We start from the raw sequence: 21283 nt of genomic DNA on the forward strand, positions 1-21283 counted from the left end.
CAACTTCAACCACTTGCGCTTGCGATCTCTCGTAAGCGGGAGGCGAATTCTACAGCGTTACACGCTGCTGTCAACACCTCTTTTTCAACTTCCTGCTGGCTTCGATGAACTGAAGCAACTTGCTGCCGAAAACTACTTAACTCATTGTTTACCAAGGAGTTTTCCGTTTCGACTGCGCCGGAAGTGGGGCGAATTATAGGCGCACAGAATCTGCCGTCAAGGCTTAATTACGCTTTTGTTGAAGAAGGCGCTTTTTTAGTAATAAGACGCGGGATTCGACGCATTACCGGTGGCACACGCAGCACCAGGAGCAGTGCCCCTATAGCCGCATATATCGCCCATTCTTTCAGATCCGCCCGAACGATCCAGAGCATATGCAGCAAACCGAGCCCCAGAATGACGTACACCAGGCGATGCAGTTTCTTCCAGCGGCTCCCCAACCGTCGCTGGCTATAACGATTGGAGGTCGCAGCCAAAACCAGCAAGCCCAGAAACCCCAGCGTGCCGACAATGATGTACGGACGTTTACGCAACTCCACACCTAGCTGCGACCAGTCAAGCCCAAGTACAAATACGCAATAAGACGCCAAATGCAGCACCACATAGGCAAAGCACCACAACCCCAGTTGCCGGCGTACCGCAACCCACCCCGCCCAACCGCTCAGTTTCTGAAGCGGCGTCATGCCAAGCGTGATCAGCAAGAGAATCAAGGTGCCCAGGCCGAGGCGATCCACCAGCACTTTCCCAGGGTCGGGCCCGAGGGCAAAACTCCAGGCTTCATATAGCCAGAACAACGGCCATACCGCGACAGCTATAAAGACGCCGATGCGCCAGAGCGGATAGCGCATCAATAGTTCTTCCGCAGGTCGAGACCCGCATATAACGAGGCGACCTCATCCGAGTAGCCATTGAACATCTGGGTCTCACGCACGTTCGGGCTGAAAAGGCCGCTCGGCAGACGACGCTCACGCGCTTGGGTCCAGCGAGGATGGTCAACCGTCGGGTTCACATTCGCATAGAAGCCATATTCATCCGCAGCAATACTTTGCCAGGTCGTTTTAGGCTGCTCGCTGACGAGACTGATGCGCACAATCGACTTCACACTCTTGAAGCCATACTTCCATGGCACCACCAAACGCAACGGCGCACCGTTCTGGTTAGGCAACTCTCGCCCGTACATACCAACGGCAAGAATCGCCAATGGATTCATCGCCTCGTCCAGGCGCAGCCCTTCTATATAAGGCCAGTCGATCAAACCGAAACTGGAGCGCTGACCCGGCATGCTTTTCGGATCCTGCAGCGTTTCAAAGCGGATGAACTTCGCCTTGGAAGTGGGCTCGACCTGCTTGAGCAAGGCGGAAATGGGAAAGCCGATCCAGGGAATAACCATCGACCACGCCTCAACGCACCGCAGACGGTAGATGCGCTCTTCCAACTGGTAAGGCTTCATGAAGTCTTCAAGCGCGTAACGCCCAGGCTTTGCGACCTCACCATCAATCACAACGCTCCAGGGCTCAGTCTTGAGTGAACCGGCATTGGCCGCCGGATCGCCCTTGTCCGTGCCAAATTCATAGAAGTTGTTGTAGTGGGTTGCGTCCTTGAACGGCGTGATGGCCTCGTCTTTGACGGTCACTGCCTGCCACTTGGTGCCGGGGAGCTTTTGCGCAAACCAGTCAGGCGCCCTGCCCGGCTCGACATCGGCATAGCGTGCCGCCTCCTCAGCACTGGCCCAACGGGGCAAACTGCTGGCGGCAACACCGGCAAGCGCGCCACCGAGCAAGCTGCGGCGAGAGAGGTAGAAAGATTCAGGCGTGACATCCGATTCATGGCAATCGGACGCTTTGGGGATCTTGATTAACATGGCAACTCCGCAGCATTGGAGGACAGATGCACCAATAGACTGCGGAGTATGGGGGAAATTACATTAAGGCAATGTTTTGTCCCGGCGAAGATGCAGCAAGTACTGGATCGGCCCGGAAGCAGCGTAGACCAGGAAGGCCAACAATAGAATGCGCGGCGGATCGCTGAACACCACCGCAAACACCAGCACCACAACGAGAATCGCTACGAAAGGCACACGCCCCTTGAGGTCCAGTTCCTTGAAGCTGTTGTACTTGATGTTGCTGACCATCAACATGCCGGCCGCAGCAACCATGAGCGCTACCAGGAACGACATCTTCGAACCCTGGATGCCGTAGTCACTGAACGCCCAGACGATACCCGCCACCACGCCCGCGGCAGCGGGACTGGCCAGGCCAATGAAGTAACGCTTGTCGGCAGTGCCCACTTGCGTGTTGAAGCGCGCAAGACGCAACGCCGCACCTGCAACATAGATGAAGGCGACCATCCAGCCGACCTTACCCATATCCCCCAACGCCCAGGCAAACGCCAGCAACGCAGGGGCAACACCGAAGGCGACCATGTCCGACAACGAGTCGTACTCGGCACCGAAGGCGCTTTGGGTATTGGTCATGCGCGCCACACGACCATCCAGGCCATCAAGCACCATGGCGACGAAGATAGCGATGGCAGCGAAACCGAAGTACTTGCTGGCACTCGCGGCATCACCTGCCGCCAAGGCGCTCTGGGCGCTCATCGAGTTGATGATGGAATAGAAGCCGGCAAACAGGTTCGCCGTCGTAAACAGGTTGGGCAGCAGATAGATACCACGATGCCGGACCTTGCGGCCTTCCGCGTCATGCCCTTCTTCGACATGTTCATCGATCGGCAGCATGCTTTCGGCGTCGTAAGCCTGGTTTGGCTCTTCGGGACGTTCGCTCATGGACTTTACCTTGCAACGGTGTGAAAAAAATTCGACAGATACTTGCGGCGAGTGTTCGCCTGCAAACGATGCAGCTTTATACCAGAACCCGCTTACCCAAACGAAAAAACGCGGCCTAAGCCGCGTTTTCCCTTGATACGTACGACTTAGTTCTTGGCTTTGTCGACGATCTTGTTGGCACCGATCCACGGCATCATGGAGCGCAGTTGCTCGCCGATGACTTCGATACCGTGAGCGGCGTTGTTACGACGCTTGGCGGTCATCGAAGGGTAGCCGGTCGCGCCTTCGCTGATGAACATTTTGGCGTATTCGCCGTCCTGAATACGTTTCAGGGCGTTGCGCATGGCCTGACGGGATTCGGCGTTGATCACTTCCGGGCCGGTCACGTACTCGCCGTATTCGGCGTTGTTGGAGATCGAGTAGTTCATGTTGGCGATACCGCCTTCGTACATGAGGTCAACGATCAGCTTCAGTTCGTGCAGGCATTCGAAGTAGGCCATTTCCGGCGCGTAGCCCGCTTCAACCAGGGTTTCGAAACCGGCTTTCACCAGCTCGACGGTACCGCCGCACAGTACGGCTTGTTCGCCGAACAGGTCGGTTTCAGTCTCGTCCTTGAAGGTGGTTTCGATGATGCCAGTACGACCGCCGCCAACACCGGCAGCGTAAGACAGCGCAACATTCTTGGCGTTGCCCGAAGCGTCCTGGTAGATCGCGATCAGGTCAGGGATACCGCCGCCTTTGACGAACTCGGAACGCACGGTGTGGCCCGGGGCTTTCGGCGCGATCATGATCACGTCGAGGTCAGCGCGTGGCACTACCTGGTTGTAGTGAATCGCGAAGCCGTGGGAGAAGGCCAGGGTGGCGCCCTTCTTGATGTTCGGCTCGATTTCATTCTTGTACAGCGCGGACTGGAATTCGTCCGGGGTCAGGATCATGACCAGGTCGGCGGCCGCAACAGCGGAAGCCACGTCAGTCACTTTCAGGCCGTGGGCTTCAGCCTTGGCAACGGTAGCCGAGCCTTTGCGCAGGCCAACGGTAACGTCAACGCCGGAATCTTTCAGGTTGCACGCTTGAGCATGGCCCTGGGAGCCGTAACCGATGATGGCGACTTTCTTGCCCTGGATGATCGACAGGTCACAATCTTTATCGTAATAAACTTTCATGAGGTTCCTCTATATATCCAGGCCGTAAGGCCATTCGCTAATTGGGTTAGATGCTGAGTACTTTGTCGCCACGGGCAATCCCGGTGACACCACTGCGTACGGTTTCCAGAATCGAGGCCGTCCCGATCGACTGGATGAAGCTGTCCAGCTTGTCGCTTGTACCGGTCAGTTGAACGGTATAAACGCTGGCGCTCACATCGACGATCTGCCCGCGATAAATATCGGTAGTGCGCTTGATCTCGGCACGCTGGGCGCCCGTGGCCTTGACCTTGACCAACATCAGCTCGCGCTCGATGTGGGCACTTTCCGACAGGTCGACCAGCTTGACCACTTCGATCAGCTTGTTGAGGTTCTTGGTGATCTGCTCGATCACCTCATCGTGGCCCACGGTGGTCAACGTCAGCCGCGACAGGGTCGGGTCTTCGGTTGGGGCCACGGTCAGGCTTTCGATGTTGTAGTTGCGTTGCGAAAACAGGCCGACAACACGAGACAGAGCGCCGGGCTCGTTCTCCAGAAGCAGGGAGATAATGTGCCGCATGATTAAGTACGCTCCGTCTTGTTCAGCCACATGTCGCGCATAGAGCCGTCTTTGATCTGCATCGGGTAGACGTGCTCGCTGGTATCCACCTGAATATCGATGAACACCAGGCGGTCCTTCATGGCGAACGCCTCTTCCATCTTCGGCTTCAGATCTTTCAAATCGGTGATGCGCATGCCGACGTGGCCGTAGGCTTCAACCAATTTGACGAAATCCGGCAACGATTCCATGTAGGAATGGGAGTGACGGCTGCCATAGCTCATGTCCTGCCACTGACGAACCATGCCCAGTACGCCGTTGTTCAGGCAGACGATCTTCACGGGAAGACCGTACTGCAGGCACGTCGACAGTTCCTGGATATTCATCTGGATACTGCCTTCACCGGTGACACAGGCAACGTCAGCCTCCGGAAAGCTCAGCTTCACCCCCATGGCCGCAGGGAAACCGAAGCCCATCGTGCCCAGGCCACCGGAGTTGATCCAACGGTTAGGCTTGTCGAAGGTGTAGTACTGCGCGGCGAACATCTGGTGCTGGCCCACGTCGGAGGTCACAAAGGCATCGCCCTTGGTCACTTCGCACAGGGTCTCGATCACGGTTTGTGGCTTGATGATGCTGCCGTCGCCCTTGTCGTAAGGGAACAGGCCGCGGTCGCCGCGCCATTCGTCGATCTGCTTCCACCAGCTCGCAACGGACTCCTTGTTCGGTGTTTCGCCGATGTCCTTGAGCGCAGCGACCATTTCAGTCAGGACGCTTTCAACAGGACCCACGATCGGCACGTCCGCCTTGATGGTCTTGGAAATGGACGCCGGGTCGATGTCGATATGGATGATCTTGGCATTCGGGCAAAACTTGCTCGCACCGTTGATCACGCGGTCATCGAACCGTGCGCCCACGGCCAGGATCACATCGGCGTGGTGCATGGTCAGGTTGGCGGTGTAGCTGCCGTGCATGCCGAGCATGCCGACGAACTGACGGTCCGAACCCGGGAATGCGCCGAGGCCCATCAAGGTATTGGTCACCGGCAGGTTGAGCAGCTTGGCCAATTCGGTCAGCGGTGCGGAACCGCCCCCCAGAATCACGCCACCACCGGAGTACAGCACAGGGCGCTTGGCCGCCAGGAGCATTTCAGCCGCCTTGCGGATTTGCCCCGAGTGCCCGCGCACAGCCGGGCTGTAGGAGCGCAGCTTGGCTTTCTTTGGGAAAATGTATTCGAATTTCTCGGCCGGGTTGGTCATGTCCTTGGGAATATCCACCACGACAGGACCCGGGCGACCGGATTGTGCGAGGTAGAACGCCTTTTTCATGACTTCCGGAATTTCCGACGCGTGCTTGATCATGAAGCTGTGTTTCACGATCGGCCGGGAGATACCGATCATGTCGGTTTCCTGGAACGCGTCGGTGCCGACCATGGTGCTGGCGACCTGGCCGGAAATGATCACCATCGGAATGGAGTCCATATAAGCAGTCGCGATGCCGGTTATGGCATTGGTTGCGCCTGGGCCGGACGTTACCAGTACCACACCGGCTTTACCGGTGGCACGGGCGTAGCCGTCAGCCATATGGGTCGCGGCCTGTTCGTGGCGAACCAGGATGTGGGTAACAGCCGGTTCCTTGAACAGTGCGTCGTAGACATGCAGCAGAGCACCACCTGGGTACCCGTAGATATAGTCGACGCCTTCGTCACGCAAAAAGCGGACGAGCATCTCACCGCCAGATAAAAGCTCCACGTTGTTCACCTCTAAAACGCCAGAATACCGTCCGTTAAAAACCGACGGGTCTTAATAGGTTTACTTCTCAACAGAGCATGAGCGACGGTGGTCGCCGACTACGTCAGCACTGACTGAGCAAGTATTGGGATCGTCCCAAGTGTTGCGGGCTTTTCCCACCCAGCGCGAGGTAACGCGTTGCGGGTGTTACAGGTCGGCGCGGATGTGCGCCTCATGATCTGCTGAGCGGGCCTGCTTCTGGCAGTCCCGATACAGCGGACTTTGGATTCTTCTGTTTCAGGCCCTTCAAGTCAAGCAATAATTGCGCTTTTTTCCAACTAAGCGCATGAGAACGTAGAAGAAAGGGCTTTGAGGAGGGATAAAACTCGCCTGAATGTCGTCAAGCGGTAGAAATATGCGCAAGACTGCCGGAAAAACCGGCAGTCAGGCAATTAACGAGCGTCAGCGATCAATTGGTCGAACTTTTTCAGCGCATTGCGCAAGCCGAGGCTCTCCCGAGGACGGTCGGCGTAGACCATCTCGGCCATCTCCAGAATCCCGGAAGCATTGGGCAAAGGCAGGTCCTGTTCGAGGATCTGCTTCATACGGACCAGGAAAATCCATTGCAGCCATTGATGAAAATCCAATGTATCGACCGAAAACGGTTCGACGCTGCCGAGCGCTTCGGCGCTGGGGGACACCTCATCCCACCAGCCCTGCACGCGCAGCTCTCGCTCGATCAGCAACAACTGTTCGGCAATCGCCGGAAAACGTTCATCCATCAGAGGTTGACCTTGGCTTTCGCCCGAGCCTGGGCAGCGCCGGCAGCGTCCCCCTGGGCGGCACGCGCGTCGCCGATCAACGCCCACAGGCTGGCTTGCAGGTCCGGACGACCGTTGGCCATGCTCAAACCACGGCGTGCAAACTGCTCGGCTTGCGGCGCATCACCCTGGGCCATGCGCACCTGGGCCAGGCGATAAAGCACTTGCGGCTCGCGAGGCGCAACGCGCTGGGCACGCTCCAGGCTCGACGAAGCGCCATTGAGGTCACCACCGGCCTGCTGTTGCTGGGCGGTGGTGAGCAGCGCCAATACCGGGCCGTCCAGTTGCTCGTCAGCGGACAGGCCGCCCGCGCTGGATGACGAAGGAATGCCGCTCGGCGTCGACGGCGTCGTGTAGGTGCCCTGGTTGACTGGCGCCGTCTGGATCGGCGTGGAGTCGACCGGCCCCGAAGTGCTTGGCCCCGGGGTCCAGGGTTCGGCGCTGATCGGTGCTGCGGTAGCAGCACCACTGCCAGGCACCATGACCACCACGCCCGAGTCCTGCGGCATTGCCTGCGGCTTGGCCTGTGCCGGACGGTTGGTCACGGTTTGACGAAACCCGCCCTTGGCCGAAATCCGCTCGCTATTGGAGACGCCCGTACTCGCGTCCACGACCGGAATAGAGCCGCGTTGCACGCTGGAGCAACCGCCGAGCAAAGCCAGAACTGTAATCGCTGGAATCCACAACTTGTTCACTTGAAACCCTCTTTGCTTAATTCATCCAGCCCTTGACCCAATCCATCACCGACTCCGCATCAGCCGGGGCACTGCCCCCGCAGGCGGCACCGGGTGGTGGCTCGCTGCCGCGAATATACGGCATCTGCACCGCCCCCGGGCAGTTGGCATCGGAACCCTGGCCTGTGTGCGGATCAATCCAGGCCTGCACGATATTGTCCGGCTGCGGCATGTTCAGTGGCAACGGGTCAGCCTTGCGCATGAAGCTGGTCCAGACCTGCAGCGCACCGGTCGCACCGGTGAACGGCGTCTTGCCATTATCGTCACGGCCCAGCCACACCACGGCCAGTACGTCCTGGCCAAAACCTGCGAACCAACTGTCACGCGAGTCGTTACTGGTGCCGGTCTTGCCCGCCAGCGTCAGGTTCGACGGCAGCACGCTGTAGACCGAGCGCCCGGTGCCTTCACGCATCACGCGCTGCATGGCGTTCTGGATCAGGTAGATGGAGCCCGCATCGAAACGCTGCTGGATCTGGAACGGGTAGCGCTTGAGCGGCTCGCCCTCGGCGGTCAGCACGCTGCGAATACCGCGCATCGGAGTATTGAACCCACCGTTGGCCAGGGTCTGGTACATGGTGGCCACTTCCATCGGACTCATGGCTGCCGCCCCCAGAAGCATCGACGGGAACGCCGGGAACTCTCGTTCGATGCCCAATCGCGCCAGCGTCTTCAACACATTCGGTACACCGACTTCGAGCCCCAGGCGCGACGTCGAAATGTTGTAGGAATGCGCCAGCCCCTGGTACAGAAACACGGTGCCGTGGGAGCGGCGGTCGAAGTTCTTCGGTGTCCACACTTGACCATCGGCGCCTTTGATCGACAGCGGATCGTCCGACAGCCAACTGGTGAGCGTGTACTTGCTCGGCTTCTCCAGGGCGGTCAGGTAAACCGCCGGTTTGACCAGCGAACCGATCGGCCGCACGGCATCCAGCGCACGGTTGAAACCGGCGAAACTGGCCTGACGGCTACCGATCATGGCCTGGACTTCACCGGTTTCCGGGTTGGTCACGACCATGGCGGCTTCGACTTCATCGGAGCCCTTACGGCCGGTCAGGCGTTTGAAGGTGTCATTGACCGACGCCTCGGCCTTCATCTGCAGAATGGGGTCAAAGCTGGTGAAGATGCGCAGGCCTTCCTCGGTCAAGTCTTCGTCGCGGTAGTCTTCGCGCAACTGACGTTTGACCAGGTCGATAAAGCCGGGGAACGAGCTGTCCGCCAGCTTGCCGCGGGTGGTGACGCCCAGCGGCATTTTCTTCGCGGCGGCGACCTGTTCGGCAGTGGCAACGCCCTGCTGTTCCAGAACATCGAGCACCAGGTTACGGCGCTCAAGCGCACGTTCCGGGTTGCGACGCGGGTTGTAATAGGACGGCCCCTTCACCATCCCCACCAGCAAGGCCACCTGATGCAACTTCAATTCGGACAGCGGCTGCCCGAAGAAAAACTGGCTGGCCAAACCGAACCCATGCACCGCGCGCTGACCGTCCTGGCCGACGAAGACCTCGTTGAGGTACGCCTCAAGAATTTCCTGCTTGCTGTAATGCAACTCCAGGAGCATGGCCATCATGGCTTCGGTGAGCTTGCGCGTCAGGCTGCGCTCGTTGGTCAGGTAGAAGTTCTTCACCAACTGCTGGGTGAGCGTGCTGCCGCCCTGGGTCATCTTGCCGCCGGAGGTGTTGACCCAGACTGCGCGGGCAATCGACTTCGGCGAAACGCCCCAGTGGCTGTAGAAATCGCGGTCTTCGACAGCGACCAGGGTTTCCAGCAAATACGCAGGCGCCTGATCAAGCTTGATCAGGATGCGATCTTCAAGGTTCTTCGGGTAGATGCCGCCAATCATCAGCGGTTCGAGACGTACCACCGGCAGCTTGGCGCCGTTGAGCGACGACAGCTCGGCCACATAATCGCCGGAAAAGCGCACGCGTACCGGCTGGGCTTTTTCCAGGCCTTCGTAGAATTGGAAGCCACGGGTGTTCAAGTCGACGGTATTGCCGCTGACCGCCGCCGCGCCCGGACCGTTGCTCACGGGCTCGCGTCGATAGCCCAGCGCATCGAGTTCGGTGAGGAAGTCTTCCTTGCTCAGTTTCTGCCCGGCGAACAATTCCAGCGGGCGTGCATACACCTTGGCCGGAATGGTCCAGCGCTTGCCGGAGAACTTCTCCTGGACCACGGCGTCGAGATACACCGCAACGCCGGCGAGCGCCACAAGGCCAACCAGGCCGAGCTTGAGCGCCCAGCCCAGCCACGGGCGCAGACTGCGCGAAGGAGGTTTTTTACGGGAACGGGGAGATCGGGTTCGAGTCATGGCGGCGGATTATACGCACTTTATTGATGATCAACATGAGCCGGACAGCGGTTTGCACGACCGCCCGTAGCGGCCATAATGCCTGCCATGATTTCTCCCAGACTTTGAAGGATCGCCCGTGAGCCAGTCCCTGATCGCAGCCCTGCAAAACCCGGCGTTGTACCCGCATCCGGTGGAAGCATTTCAAGTCATTGAAACCCATATTTCCTGGGTGATCCTGACCGGTCCTTACGCTTATAAACTGAAGAAACCGATGAACTTCGGGTTCCTGGACTTCACCGATCTGGAAAAGCGCGGCCACTTCTGCAATGAAGAGCTGCGCCTCAACCAGCGCCTGACCGAAGATTTGTATCTTGAAGTGTTGCCAATTACCGGCACTGCCGAGACACCGCAACTGGCTGGCGACGGCCCGGTAATCGAGTACGCGCTGAAAATGCGTCAGTTCCCGCAAAGCCAGATGCTGAGCACCTTGCAAGCCAACGGCGAACTCACCAGCGCGCACATTGACGAAATGGCCAGGCAGATTGCGCACTTCCATCTCAACGCGCCCAAAGTCCCACAGGAACACCCGGCCGGCACCCCGGATGAAGTGATGGCCCCGGTACGCCAAAACTTTGAACAGATCCGCCCGTTCCTCAGCGACAAGGCCGACCTGACTCAACTGGAAGCCCTGCAAGCCTGGGCTGAAAGCAGCTTCGAACGCCTCAAGCCGCTGCTGGAACAGCGCAAGCTCAATGGATTCACCCGCGAATGCCATGGTGACATCCACCTCGGCAACGCCACGCTGATCGACGGTCATGTGGTGATCTTCGACTGCATCGAGTTCAACGAGCCGTTCCGCTTCACAGACGTGTACGCCGACACCGCGTTCCTGGCGATGGACCTGGAAGACCGCGGCCTGAAATGCCTGGCGCGACGGTTTATCAGCCAGTACCTGGAACTGACCGGGGACTATCAGGGCCTGGAGCTGCTCAACTTCTACAAGGCGTATCGCGCCCTGGTCCGGGCCAAAGTTGCGCTGTTCAGCATGCCGAGCGAAGCCGACCCGGTGCAACGCGCCACCACCCTGCGCCAGTACCGCAACTACGCCAATCTGGCTGAAAGCTACAGCACGATTCCCTCGCGCTTCCTGGCAATCACCCATGGTGTTTCGGCCGTGGGCAAAAGCCACGTCGCCATGCGCCTGGTCGAGGCCTTGGGCGCTGTTCGCCTGCGGTCGGACGTGGAGCGCAAGCGCCTGTTTGGCGAGCAGCACGTGGAAAATACACCGCAGGCCGGCATCTATAGCCATGACGCCAGTGCTGCAACGTACACGCGGTTGAACGAAATTGCCGACACCGTGCTTCGCGCCGGTTTCCCGGTGGTGCTGGATGCCACCTTCCTCAAGCGCGAACAACGCGACGCGGCAGCCCGGGTTGCCGAAGCCACCGGGGCGCCGTTCCTGATTCTGGATTGCAATGCGCCCCAGGCCGTCATCGCCAGCTGGCTGGCACAACGTCAGGCAGATAAAAGCGATCCGTCCGACGCAACGTTGGTGGTTATAGAACAGCAGCAAGCCAATCGTGACCCGCTGGCAGCGCAGGAGCTGCTGTTGAGCAAGCGCGTCGAGACCAACGAAAGCGGGACACTCGATGCGTTGGTTGCGCACATTCGTCATCGCTTGCCCGGCCTGTAAGAAATATTTCTTGGTCGTGTCGCCTACTTTGGCGCACGGCCCAGCAATAGTGGCACTATAATGGCGCCATAATACCAACAGGAGTCGTCATCATGAGTCAGCCCAAGCTTCTTGATACCCCGCTCTACGCGCTCCTGCACAAGGACGACATCCGCGGCTTCAATCAGGAACGCCCCGACGACGGGGTTATCGACATGCGTGGCGGCGACTTCCGAGGGCTGGACCTGCGCGAACTGAACACCGCAGGTATCGACTTTACCGACGCCTACTTCCGCTCCGCCGACCTGCGCGGGCTGGACTTACGTGACTGCTCATTGGAAGGCGCCAGCCTGGCCCATGCGCAGATTTCAGGCACTTACTTCTCTCCCGAACTGACGGCTGACGAGATTCTGATGTCGGTCAATTTCGGCACCCGCCTGCGTTACCGCACCAAATAACCTCAAGACTTCGGCTCCCGGCTGCGCAAGTCGCGCCGGGCGCTTTACCCTGCCTGAGATGCAGCGGCGTTCTTATAAGCTTTTGAGCCGTTCCCGTCCAAAGAATCACGCTTTTCCTACTGAGCGCTACACTCATTTTCAGGCTTGCCTGGTCACGATACCCACCGCACCCTTCGGCTGTCGCAAGGAGGCTTGATGAACGATGAGCTGCAGCACCTGAAAAATCTTGGCAAGACGTCGGCGCAGTGGCTGCATGCGGTGGGCATCCACAGCGCATCCGACTTACGTCGTCTGGGGGCGGTCGATGCTTACCGCGCCGTGCGAACTCGCGGGTTCCGAGCATCGAAAGTACTGCTGTATGCCATTGAAGGCGCATTGATGGATGTGCATTGGAACGACATTCCCACGGAGCGCAAAGAGGCGTTGAACCGTCAGTTCGATGCACTCTCGACGCACAAGAAGATTTAGGTCCGCGGACGGGTGCGTGGAGAAAAATACGGGAATGGATAAAACAACTGTTGACTCTCAAATGAGAATCGTTATGATTATCACAACTGGTCGCGAGATCAGCCGATAACTGAAAGACCATTGGTTCGGACTCTCAGATTATCTCCTCATCAGGCTAATCACGGTTATTTGACCCGGCTCTTGCCGGGTCTTTTTTTGCCTGGAGAACGCTGGGCTCAGCGCGCGATGATCAACGGATGACCACGTTCCGGATGCGACTGCACCAACACATCCAGACCAAACACCGCCTTGAGCGGCTCGGGCCGCAGCACCTGTGTCGGCGTGTCGAGGGCATGCGGGCGCCCGTCCTCCAGCAACAGAATACGATCACAGTATCGCGCCGCCAGATTCAGGTCATGCAGGATCACCAGCACCGCTGCGCCACGATCGGCAAAGCTGCGGATGGCCTGTAACGTCGTATGCTGATGCAACGGATCGAGCATCGATGTCGGCTCATCCAGCAACAACGTCTGCCCCGCCTCGCCCGGCCATAATTGCGCCAATACTCGGGCCAGGTGCACCCGTTGTCGCTCCCCACCCGACAAGGCCAGGTAACTGCGACCGCTCAGGTGTCCCACATCTGCCGCATGCAGTGCTGCGTTGATAATGTCCTCATCTCGTACCCGACCGGTCTGATGGGGCAAACGTCCCATGCCTACAACCTCCTCGACACGGAATGCAAAATCCAGGGTTGAGGTCTGGGGTAAGACTGCCAGGCGTTGGGCGCGTTGCGCGCCGCTCAAATTCTTCAATTCCTGCTGACCCAGCCAGACCTTGCCCTGATCAGGCAACAATTCACCGCACAGCGCATTCAACAAGGTACTTTTACCCGCACCATTGGGACCCAATACGCCGAGCACTTCGCCCGGCAGCAGGTCCAGGGTCACATCCGCCAACACGGTCTTGCCTGCGCGACGGATCTGCAACGCTTCCACCCGCAGCATCAGGCGCGCCCTCGCAACAACAAATAGAGAAAAAATGGTGCGCCAATGAACGCGGTAACGATACCGATCGGTAATTCCGCCGGCGCCAACGCCAAGCGTGCCACCAGATCCGCAAACAGCAGCAAACTCGCGCCCGCCAGCACCGACGCCGGCAGCAACACTCGGTGATCCGGCCCTGCCAGCAACCGCACCAGATGCGGCACCACCAATCCGACAAAGCCGATCATGCCGGCCGCAGCCACCGCTGCGCCAACGCCCAGCGCCGTACAAAACACCAGTTCACGCTTGAGCTTTTCAACATCAATGCCCAGATGGCTGGCCTCGGATTCACCCAGCAACAGCGCATTCAACGCCTTCGCTCGACGCGGTAACCACAGCGCCACGCCCGCACTGACCAGCAGCAACGGCCATAATCGCGAATAGCTGGCACCGTTGAGGCTGCCCAGGTTCCAGAACGTCAGGGTGCGCAAGGTGGCGTCGTCTGCCAGGTAGGTAAACAGCCCGACTGTGGAACCGGCGAGCGCCGTCAGCGCAATACCGGCGAGCAGCATCGTCGCGACGTTGGTCTGGCCATTGCGCCGTCCCAATCGATAAACCAGCGCGGTGACGCCCAAGCCTCCCAGAAACGCGCAGATCGATAATAGATACGGCCCGACTGCGTCCGGTAACCCGCCAAAAAACGAGCCTGCGACAATGGCCACCGCAGCCCCCAATGCCGCGCCACTGGACACGCCGACCAGGCCAGGATCAGCCAGCGGGTTACGAAACAACCCCTGCATCGCCACGCCCGACAAGGCGAGCACACCCCCGACAGCCAGGCCCAATAACGTGCGCGGCAAACGAATCTGCCCTAGGATCAACTCTGCCTGCTCAAGCCCCGGGGCATCGATCGGCATCCCCATCAATCGCAATGCGGCCCTGAGTGTGTCGAACAACGGCAGGCTGACCGGGCCCAGGGCCAATGAGAGCCAGATCGCCACCAGACACAACAGCGCCAGCCCGATAAACAGCGTTTTCGGTTTAACCAACGTCGTCATGGGGCGGGTTGCGCGCTGGACGGGTAAAAGCCAGCCGACAACTGCGTCAGGCTTTGCGGCAAGCGTGGCCCAAGCCCGCCCACCAGCAGCGTCGGGTCCAACTCAAACACTCGGCCGCTCTTGGCCGCCGGGGTGGACGCGAGGATAGGATTTTCCTTGAACAGCGCTGCACGGGCTGCCTCACCGCTCAATGCTCGATCAGCAAATACCAGCACATCAGGACTCAACCCGGCCAGCGACTCCACCGAGAACAGCTTGTAACCGGTGTGAGTCGCCAGGTTATGGCCGCCGGCCTGCTGCACGATCCAGTCAGCGGCGGTGTCCTTACCGGCGATCAACGGCTTGCCGCCGGCGTGCCCGAGCAACAGCAACACGCCCGGTGCTTTTTGCGTCAACTGCGCCTTGGCCACCCAGGCTTTCTGCCGGTCCAGGGCTTGCTCATAGCCGCTGAACAATTGGTTGGCCTTGACCTCGCTGTCCAGCAGCTTACCCAAATGCGACAGGTTGGTTTTCAGGCTCGCTAAATCCGGCTGTGCCGAGAACATCTCAACCTGCACCCCGGCGCTGCGGATTTGCGCCAGCACCGGCGGTGGCCCCATCTCCTCGGTACCCACCAGCAGCTGCGGGCGCAGGCTGAGAATGCCCTCGGCCGACAATTGGCGCTGATAACCGATGCTTGGCAATGCCTTGAGTGACGCCGGATGCTGACTTGTCGTGTCCACGCCGACCATTTTCGATTCCGCCCCCAATGCCGTCACCCACTCCGATAACGCGCCACCGGCGCTGACCCAGCGTTGCGGCAGCTCCAGGGCTTGGGCCGCGTGGCTGACCAGCAATCCGGCAACAAGCGCAATAACGCTGGCACTCAGGCGCATAACAGGGTTTCCTTTCAAGACAGAGCCGCTCATGCACTCATCAATGTGACAGATACAGCCTGTCCGGCATCGTAATGAGCACCCGACCAGCTGACGGGCGAAGCGGCATTTGATAATTGTTTGCATTTTCACGTCAAGCGACATGCTTCGGAACGAGCAGCTGTAAGGCCCGACCCGCTAGTAAAATAGGCTAAATATGAAGTTTGTTTGCCCATCCGATGCGCTCGCGCAAAATGCCAGCCGCGGTTTCGAAATTGATGGCCAAAAGCTGTTTGCCGTACGCCGGGAGGGTACTGCCTACTTTTACGTCAATCGCTGCCCACATCGCCGCGTATCACTGGAATGGGAACCCGATCAATTTCTCGACAAAAGCGCCAGCTTGATCCAGTGTGCAACCCACGGTGCACTATTTTTGATAGAAACTGGCGAATGCGTTTCCGGTCCCTGTGCTGGCCAACGTCTAATCACATTGCCCAGCACGGAAGATGAGAATGGCTTATGGGTACAGGTTTAGCGTCAGCGGATATTATTAAACAAGCTATTGAACACGGGCGATCATTTACTTTATGCCACTGAAGTACTCCGCCAACACTTCAATCTTCCTGTCATCCATATCCTTCATGACTCGGTTCATTACCGTACCGTGCGATACGTTGTGCTTGTAAGCTTGCATCGCAGTACGGAGAAATTCCTTTGAGCGCCCTTGTAACGAAGGAATAGTACCAATAGCCCCGCCTCGCCCCTCATACCCATGACAATTAACGCACCCATTGCTCGCCATGATTCCGATGACGTTTTCTTCCGCTGCCGCCGTAGTCGCGCAGAGAAAAAACAGCATAAACATCAATCCTCGATTCAATACCACTCCATTACACCCTTGTATATTGATTAAACCATTAATACTACAAACAGCGAAATCCACGGCCCTTGGCACTATAACTACATGGCGCGCCAACCGACTGCTTATTAATTTATAGTGCGAAGTCTCGAAAGGTCAAGGACGATATTCACTTAAAAACAAATCAGCCACAACGGTACTAATAGCGAACCCTACGCATTGACAGTCAAACACCCTATGTACAAAAAAGATAGATTTGTACAAATAAACACTTTGAAACATATTACAACTTGCCGATTATGAATCCTGTGGCCTTAACTATCGACTCGTGTAATCCCGCACAACTAACGCATTAATGGGGTTACGCACCAACCATCGAATCACAGAAAAGTGGAAAAGGAATTTCATGAAACGCTGCATAGCGCTGTCTATGATATCAATCGCACTGAGCATCAGTGCTACCCAAGCCATGGCAGAGGATGCCAAGGCTGCCTTAGCGCCGCAGAAAGCTGTAGTGATAGTGTTCAATCCTCCCAAAGGCATGGAGCAGGAATTTCTTGAATCTTTCACTAAAGAGCAAGCGGCGAACTTCAAAGCGCATGGCAGCAGTGACAAAAAAACGACTGAGTCCATTAACCTAATTCCTACAAAATTAGGTGAGCCGCTCATTCATATCACAATACTCAAAGATAGAGCGGCCTACGAAAAAACCTTCCAAGCATTTGGTCCACAAGAAAACCGGGGCGCTTATGTAGGCAAGCACTCAGAAAAGTACGGCGACCTGAACATCCCTAAAATATATCTTCAAAACTCGCAATCTTACTTTGCAGACGTAGTTAAATAACTTCTTTCTTGTTCCATCTTCATAGAGAGCTTGCTGCCAAGGCCTGTTAAGGGCACTAAATCCGATTGGGTTTTTAGTGTACCGCTTGGCATACGCAAGCAGGCGTCAGGCAGTACGTGTGAATTCGGAAGATACAATGATAGATGATCGTAGAACTCTCATTAAATGGTTGATCACGGGCGCCGGAATAGCTGCACTAGACGCAGCGGCAGGCCCTTCAATTAAGATGTCACAGGCAAAAGTTTATAAAGTTGTAGTGGTGGGTGGGGGGTTTGCAGGTGCCACATTCGCTCGCACGCTAAAACGTCTCATACCCAACACTGTAATAACATTAATTGAAGAGTATACGGAATACTTCTCGGGCCCGCTCAGTGCGGAGTGCCTGACAGGAAAACGTAATGAAGAGACCTTGACGTTCGACTATAAAAAGCTCGTATCTGAAGGGATAAATGTCGTGCATGAGCGTGCGCTGACAATTGATGCTACTCAAAAAATAGTAAAAACACCAAACACCACCCACCGGTACGATCGATGCATTGTGGCTGCTGGTATCGACTTTGATTTTGACCATATTAAGGGTCATAGCGAAGGGCTTGCTGATGTTTTTCCACACGCCTGGAAAGGGAAAGACCAGTTGAGTGCCCTGAAAAAACAACTGGAAGAAATGCCGGACGGCGGTACGGTTCTGATGTCGGCTCCCAACACAGAATACAGGTGTCCACCGGGGCCGTATGAGCGAGTGAGTCAGATCGCCGAATACCTTATCGCGCATAAGCCAAACTCAAAGATTATCTTCCTCGACTCCAAAGAGAGGTTTCCCAAGCAAGCCCAGTTCGAATTGGCTTGGAAGCAGTTGTATGGGTACGGGACCGCAGAAAGCATCATTACCTGGATCGGCGCCCAACAGGGCGGAACGGTTACAGAATTGAGGCCGGACACGCGGGAACTTGTGTGCCAGGCAGGGGCTTTCAAGGGCGATGTCATCAATATTATTCCGAGACAAAAAGCCGACCTTTTCACCGCTGCAAACGGCCTGACTGGCGAGAACGGTTGGTGCCCGGTAAATACACAGACATTCGAGTCTTTGAAGGTTGCGAACGTTCATGTTATTGGCGACGCAGCAGACGCTCACAGCTTGCCAAAATCGGCATTCGCGGCCGCGTGTCAAGCACGGGTGTGTGCGCTGGCCGTGTATTCGCTGTTCAATCAATTGCCTCTCATGACACCAGAGTATATGAATGTCTGCTTCAGCCTCTGTGGCACGCATTACGCGATTTCGGTAACAGTGAGTTATCAACAAAATCCGCAAACAAATAAAATTGATGTTATTTCAACAAATATTACACCTCTCGACGCCCCGAAAACACAGTATGTGAGTGAAGTGCAATCCGCCTATGCCATGTTTAACAGCATGGCCAGCGGTGCTTTTGGCTAGCGATTGACAACTGAAGTGACGACACAAAGAACGCTCATAGAAACGGATGTTAACTCATGAATTTCATCGAAGAAGACTTTTTAAGTCGTCTAACAGACAAGGATATCGTTTATACGCTCGCGCTAACTGGATCAACAGCCAGAGGCGAGGCACGCAAGAATACCTCTCGACATGACTACACATCAGACATTGATGTACTTTGCCTCATAGACCCTAAAGATATACCGCAAACCTTGTGTTGTAAGAACGCCTACGAGAAGTGCAGTTCGCTGATATTGATGAGCAGCGAAGCTTTAAAGCACCCTTCAAACGCAATCCTTTCCATGGAGCTTGATTGGTTCGGAGACAATGGTCTTCTCTTGCAGAAACCTGACTTTAGTGGACACCGGGCAGATGAATTCCTGGCGTACCAGACACAACCTCTGGCGTACTACAATGCTCAATTAACGAACTCAACAGCACACGTCGCACGCAGGCTTTATAGCAAAATTTGTATCACCTGTTTAAAACTACTCTATCTATCTGAATATCCAGAACGACGACGTTTCGTATTCGAACACGAATTGATACCTCACCGCTTTCCCGAGGTAAGCACTGCCCTTGTCGAACACATTGTCAACCGAGACCTGCCAGATGATCAGTTGGAATCTGTCGCACAGCATCTAAAAAACTTAATTACACAGCACAGGCTTATAACTGAAAGTGCGACTTTCCTTGATTCGACAGCCCTCTATTTCTCAAGTGAAGACCAGCAGGCCGACAAGATAATCCAAGCCGTATTTTTGGAAAACAACAAGTTAAGTAAACCAGAAAGCTTATTTTTAAGAGCCCATTGAATGATCGATATAATAACGACCCTCGGCCCTATCGGAACCGATTCACACACACAAGCTGCGAGTACTGGATCCACTGTATCTTTACACTCGACCTTTCATGCAGCGATTGAACATGCAAAAAAATGCAAGACGAGGTTATTAGTGCCGGCGGGATTTAGAGAATACCGCGACGGTAAACAATTTTCGTGGGTAGATTTTCACTTCGAATACTTGGATTCATTCGAACTACAAAGCGTCTGGTTTGAAAAAACACTGCCTATGGCGTTATTGCACAAGTCTTATGACTCGATTGCACTACACCCGTCAACGTGCTCACTAATAGCCGACCTGAACTCATACAAAGAAATTAAATACACTCAATCGAAAATCCATGCCTATCAACTCTACAAAAAAGGAGAGGTAGCCTCGGCGTTGACGAGCAGCTGGACATTTGATCAAGCACTCGATGAACTTTATATTAAATCCCAATTTACTCCAACAATGGTGTGGTGCCTTTACCGCGCGAATTCTTTAGACATGGGCGTTTCCCGATCAACTGGATCGCCTTAACGGTCGATAACTGTAGCTCATTATTGGAAAACCCAGCGGCGGACATAATCAAAAGGAAAGGCAGTGAAGCGTACCAAAAACCAGATCATCATACTGCTTTGCTTTGTAATTTCGCTCACTGAGCGGTTCACCCAAGCCTCAATACCGCTCATTGTTAACCATTTGGATCTTTCCGGGTTAGAAATGTCGTTATTTCTAAGTGCCATGTCCGCATCGACTGTTTTCATAGGCGTGGCCATTGCCCCCTGTATAGACAGTTTTAGTCAAAAACGTTTTCTTTGCTTGATTGGTTTATTTACGCTCATTGCATCTGTATCGTTCTTCTTGTTCAACCGTAACGAAGCGCTCATTTGGGGCTGTCTGTTGACATTCAACATCGGCGCTATTCTTCGCATAATAAACTTTAAACGACTTTCAACCATAAACCTCGAAGTAGATAAATCCAAATTATCCCACGCACATACTCGCATGCAGTTATCCATAACGCTAGCGATGGCACTGGCGCCATTACTCCTGGCCGTGACGGCGGCTGACAACTATCTGCACCTTGCCTTTTGCCTGCTCATAAGTTCCGTTATTTTAAGCAGCTGTACGTCGTCGGTCGCGCCTCACTCAAAACATTCTACCTCAGTTAAACCCGCAACCATCACAGGTTGCGCGATGACGTCGGCTCACCACTTTATCTTTATCGGCATGCTATTGTCAGGACTATTTCTAAGCATACTACTCAGATATTGCCAAAGCATATCAATTAATCCCACTCAACTTTACTCAACCATTTTGTTCTCGCAAGTCATCGGCTTAATTATTGCCAATAGTATGTTCGAGCGCTTTTTCAATCATCGCTTCAACCGATACGAGCTGCTAATCATCAGCATAGTTGTCGCTGAATCGGCTTTTATTTATACGACGTCGTTCGTGGTGGTAAACACGCTTTCCTTTATCATCGGATTCTCATTTCAAATTATGTTCCTTAGGTCTCATAACCAGTTTCAGCGCATGATCCCTCATGGTTTGACCGCTAAAGCAAATGGCACGCGTGGACTGTATACGTTTGCAGGAGTCACCATCGGTTACTTCGCGGGGCCTCTACTGTATGAGTTTGGCGGAACGCCTTTATCTTTCGCGACATGCAGCGTCGTAGCGTTGCTTCTCTTTAGAGTTCTCCATCATCTACGCTTAAACAATTCACTCGATTATGCAAGGCCTGGCATCTAGGAAGACATTGATGTCGTTTCAACTAAAACTCACTCAGAGGCA

At 55.7% G+C, this 21283-nt stretch carries 22 protein-coding genes; 9 read left to right on the plus strand and 13 right to left on the minus strand.

Translation table 11 applies throughout. The features are described from left to right. Nucleotides 1–227: 227 nt before the first annotated feature. The 9 genes from msrQ to mrcB form a co-directional block, all read right to left on the minus strand. Nucleotides 228–848 (minus strand): protein-methionine-sulfoxide reductase heme-binding subunit MsrQ, encoded by a 621-nt coding sequence (gene msrQ, locus CIB54_RS08445; protein ID WP_065952213.1) that lies wholly within the window; start codon nucleotides 846–848, stop codon nucleotides 228–230. Further along, entirely contained in the window at nucleotides 848–1861 is a 1014-nt protein-coding gene (gene msrP / locus CIB54_RS08450; RefSeq protein WP_101219490.1) for a protein-methionine-sulfoxide reductase catalytic subunit MsrP, read from the minus strand. The genes msrQ and msrP overlap by 1 nt, the downstream gene beginning before the upstream one ends. 63 nt (nucleotides 1862–1924) lie before the next feature. After that, nucleotides 1925–2782 carry a CDP-diacylglycerol--serine O-phosphatidyltransferase gene (gene pssA / locus CIB54_RS08455; RefSeq protein WP_065952211.1) on the minus strand — a complete coding sequence of 286 codons (858 nt, stop codon included), beginning with the start codon at nucleotides 2780–2782 and terminating at the stop codon, nucleotides 1925–1927. A gap of 146 nt (nucleotides 2783–2928) precedes the next feature. Further along, the gene (gene ilvC / locus CIB54_RS08460; protein WP_003176099.1) at nucleotides 2929–3945 is read right to left on the minus strand and encodes a ketol-acid reductoisomerase; all 1017 of its coding nucleotides are present in this window, start codon (nucleotides 3943–3945) and stop codon (nucleotides 2929–2931) included. A 46-nt stretch (nucleotides 3946–3991) separates the two neighbouring features. Then, entirely contained in the window at nucleotides 3992–4483 is a 492-nt protein-coding gene (gene ilvN / locus CIB54_RS08465; RefSeq protein ID WP_003176102.1) for an acetolactate synthase small subunit, read from the minus strand. A gap of 2 nt (nucleotides 4484–4485) precedes the next feature. Further along, nucleotides 4486–6210: an acetolactate synthase 3 large subunit gene (locus tag CIB54_RS08470; RefSeq protein ID WP_065884006.1), complete on the minus strand. Its 1725-nt coding sequence runs from the start codon at nucleotides 6208–6210 to the stop codon at nucleotides 4486–4488. Nucleotides 6211–6641: 431 nt separating this feature from the next. Next, entirely contained in the window at nucleotides 6642–6971 is a 330-nt protein-coding gene (locus tag CIB54_RS08475) for a YqcC family protein (protein WP_065892292.1), read from the minus strand. Then, on the minus strand, nucleotides 6971–7705 hold the full coding sequence (locus CIB54_RS08480) for a tetratricopeptide repeat protein (RefSeq protein WP_065952210.1): 735 nt from the start codon (nucleotides 7703–7705) through the stop codon (nucleotides 6971–6973). The genes CIB54_RS08475 and CIB54_RS08480 overlap by 1 nt, the downstream gene beginning before the upstream one ends. Nucleotides 7706–7721: 16 nt before the next feature. Further along, a complete protein-coding gene (gene mrcB / locus CIB54_RS08485) occupies nucleotides 7722–10046 on the minus strand; it encodes a penicillin-binding protein 1B (RefSeq protein WP_065952209.1) in 2325 nt (774 codons plus the stop codon). A gap of 118 nt (nucleotides 10047–10164) precedes the next feature. On the opposite strand from mrcB, the gene CIB54_RS08490 reads away from it, so the two are divergent. The 3 genes from CIB54_RS08490 to CIB54_RS08500 all read left to right on the plus strand — a co-directional run bounded on the left by CIB54_RS08490 (nucleotide 10165) and on the right by CIB54_RS08500 (nucleotide 12626). Then, nucleotides 10165–11721, plus strand: a complete 1557-nt coding sequence (locus CIB54_RS08490; RefSeq protein ID WP_101219492.1) for a bifunctional aminoglycoside phosphotransferase/ATP-binding protein — start codon at nucleotides 10165–10167, stop codon at nucleotides 11719–11721. A 92-nt stretch (nucleotides 11722–11813) separates the two neighbouring features. Continuing rightward, nucleotides 11814–12158 (plus strand): pentapeptide repeat-containing protein, encoded by a 345-nt coding sequence (locus tag CIB54_RS08495; RefSeq protein WP_065952207.1) that lies wholly within the window; start codon nucleotides 11814–11816, stop codon nucleotides 12156–12158. 195 nt (nucleotides 12159–12353) lie between these two features. Further along, a complete protein-coding gene (locus CIB54_RS08500; protein WP_065952206.1) occupies nucleotides 12354–12626 on the plus strand; it encodes a TfoX/Sxy family protein in 273 nt (90 codons plus the stop codon). 215 nt (nucleotides 12627–12841) lie between these two features. On the opposite strand, the gene CIB54_RS08505 is transcribed toward CIB54_RS08500, so the two are convergent. The 3 genes from CIB54_RS08505 to CIB54_RS08515 are packed head-to-tail and all read right to left on the minus strand — an operon-like array spanning nucleotide 12842 to nucleotide 15521. After that, entirely contained in the window at nucleotides 12842–13609 is a 768-nt protein-coding gene (locus tag CIB54_RS08505; protein ID WP_101219494.1) for a heme ABC transporter ATP-binding protein, read from the minus strand. Next, the gene (locus CIB54_RS08510; RefSeq protein WP_198557189.1) at nucleotides 13609–14592 is read right to left on the minus strand and encodes a FecCD family ABC transporter permease; all 984 of its coding nucleotides are present in this window, start codon (nucleotides 14590–14592) and stop codon (nucleotides 13609–13611) included. The genes CIB54_RS08505 and CIB54_RS08510 overlap by 1 nt, the downstream gene beginning before the upstream one ends. A gap of 50 nt (nucleotides 14593–14642) precedes the next feature. After that, on the minus strand, nucleotides 14643–15521 hold the full coding sequence (locus CIB54_RS08515; RefSeq protein WP_101219498.1) for a heme/hemin ABC transporter substrate-binding protein: 879 nt from the start codon (nucleotides 15519–15521) through the stop codon (nucleotides 14643–14645). Nucleotides 15522–15717: 196 nt separating this feature from the next. On the opposite strand from CIB54_RS08515, the gene CIB54_RS08520 reads away from it, so the two are divergent. Further along, the gene (locus CIB54_RS08520; RefSeq protein WP_083218017.1) at nucleotides 15718–16035 is read left to right on the plus strand and encodes a Rieske (2Fe-2S) protein; all 318 of its coding nucleotides are present in this window, start codon (nucleotides 15718–15720) and stop codon (nucleotides 16033–16035) included. Nucleotides 16036–16080: 45 nt separating this feature from the next. Here the strand turns inward: CIB54_RS08520 and CIB54_RS08525 are convergent, their stop codons facing one another. Further along, complete coding sequence (locus CIB54_RS08525; protein ID WP_157829697.1) at nucleotides 16081–16359, minus strand: c-type cytochrome; 279 nt, start codon at nucleotides 16357–16359, stop codon at nucleotides 16081–16083. 406 nt (nucleotides 16360–16765) lie between these two features. On the opposite strand from CIB54_RS08525, the gene CIB54_RS08530 reads away from it, so the two are divergent. From CIB54_RS08530 to CIB54_RS08545, 5 genes are all read left to right on the plus strand, one after another. Then, nucleotides 16766–17203 (plus strand): hypothetical protein, encoded by a 438-nt coding sequence (locus tag CIB54_RS08530; protein ID WP_101219500.1) that lies wholly within the window; start codon nucleotides 16766–16768, stop codon nucleotides 17201–17203. 136 nt (nucleotides 17204–17339) lie between these two features. Beyond that, a complete protein-coding gene (locus tag CIB54_RS08535) occupies nucleotides 17340–18638 on the plus strand; it encodes an FAD-dependent oxidoreductase (protein ID WP_101219502.1) in 1299 nt (432 codons plus the stop codon). Between the two features lie 56 nt (nucleotides 18639–18694). Further along, a complete protein-coding gene (locus CIB54_RS08540) occupies nucleotides 18695–19474 on the plus strand; it encodes a nucleotidyltransferase family protein (protein WP_101219504.1) in 780 nt (259 codons plus the stop codon). Further along, on the plus strand, nucleotides 19475–20023 hold the full coding sequence (locus CIB54_RS27265) for a hypothetical protein (protein WP_157829698.1): 549 nt from the start codon (nucleotides 19475–19477) through the stop codon (nucleotides 20021–20023). A 63-nt stretch (nucleotides 20024–20086) separates the two neighbouring features. Continuing rightward, a complete protein-coding gene (locus CIB54_RS08545; RefSeq protein ID WP_101219506.1) occupies nucleotides 20087–21241 on the plus strand; it encodes an MFS transporter in 1155 nt (384 codons plus the stop codon). Nucleotides 21242–21283 lie beyond the last annotated feature (42 nt).

It is taken from the genome of Pseudomonas fluorescens, assembly GCF_002837185.1.
Lineage (GTDB): Bacteria > Pseudomonadota > Gammaproteobacteria > Pseudomonadales > Pseudomonadaceae > Aquipseudomonas > Aquipseudomonas fluorescens_AM.

Bases quoted from the DNA above. Each gene is read 5' to 3' on its own strand.
- CIB54_RS08535 (WP_101219502.1), top strand. From the start codon at position 17,340: ATGATAGATGATCGTAGAACTCTCATTAAATGGTTGATCACGGGCGCC.
- ilvN (WP_003176102.1), bottom strand. From the start codon at position 4,483: ATGCGGCACATTATCTCCCTGCTTCTGGAGAACGAGCCCGGCGCTCTG.
- CIB54_RS08525 (WP_157829697.1), bottom strand. From the start codon at position 16,359: ATGCTGTTTTTTCTCTGCGCGACTACGGCGGCAGCGGAAGAAAACGTC.
- CIB54_RS27265 (WP_157829698.1), top strand. From the start codon at position 19,475: ATGATCGATATAATAACGACCCTCGGCCCTATCGGAACCGATTCACAC.
- CIB54_RS08520 (WP_083218017.1), top strand. From the start codon at position 15,718: ATGAAGTTTGTTTGCCCATCCGATGCGCTCGCGCAAAATGCCAGCCGC.
- mrcB (WP_065952209.1), bottom strand. From the start codon at position 10,046: ATGACTCGAACCCGATCTCCCCGTTCCCGTAAAAAACCTCCTTCGCGC.
- CIB54_RS08530 (WP_101219500.1), top strand. From the start codon at position 16,766: ATGAAACGCTGCATAGCGCTGTCTATGATATCAATCGCACTGAGCATC.
- CIB54_RS08505 (WP_101219494.1), bottom strand. From the start codon at position 13,609: ATGCTGCGGGTGGAAGCGTTGCAGATCCGTCGCGCAGGCAAGACCGTG.
- msrP (WP_101219490.1), bottom strand. From the start codon at position 1,861: ATGTTAATCAAGATCCCCAAAGCGTCCGATTGCCATGAATCGGATGTC.
- CIB54_RS08475 (WP_065892292.1), bottom strand. From the start codon at position 6,971: ATGGATGAACGTTTTCCGGCGATTGCCGAACAGTTGTTGCTGATCGAG.
- CIB54_RS08540 (WP_101219504.1), top strand. From the start codon at position 18,695: ATGAATTTCATCGAAGAAGACTTTTTAAGTCGTCTAACAGACAAGGAT.
- CIB54_RS08495 (WP_065952207.1), top strand. From the start codon at position 11,814: ATGAGTCAGCCCAAGCTTCTTGATACCCCGCTCTACGCGCTCCTGCAC.
- ilvC (WP_003176099.1), bottom strand. From the start codon at position 3,945: ATGAAAGTTTATTACGATAAAGATTGTGACCTGTCGATCATCCAGGGC.
- CIB54_RS08515 (WP_101219498.1), bottom strand. From the start codon at position 15,521: ATGCGCCTGAGTGCCAGCGTTATTGCGCTTGTTGCCGGATTGCTGGTC.
- pssA (WP_065952211.1), bottom strand. From the start codon at position 2,782: ATGAGCGAACGTCCCGAAGAGCCAAACCAGGCTTACGACGCCGAAAGC.
- msrQ (WP_065952213.1), bottom strand. From the start codon at position 848: ATGCGCTATCCGCTCTGGCGCATCGGCGTCTTTATAGCTGTCGCGGTA.
- CIB54_RS08500 (WP_065952206.1), top strand. From the start codon at position 12,354: ATGAACGATGAGCTGCAGCACCTGAAAAATCTTGGCAAGACGTCGGCG.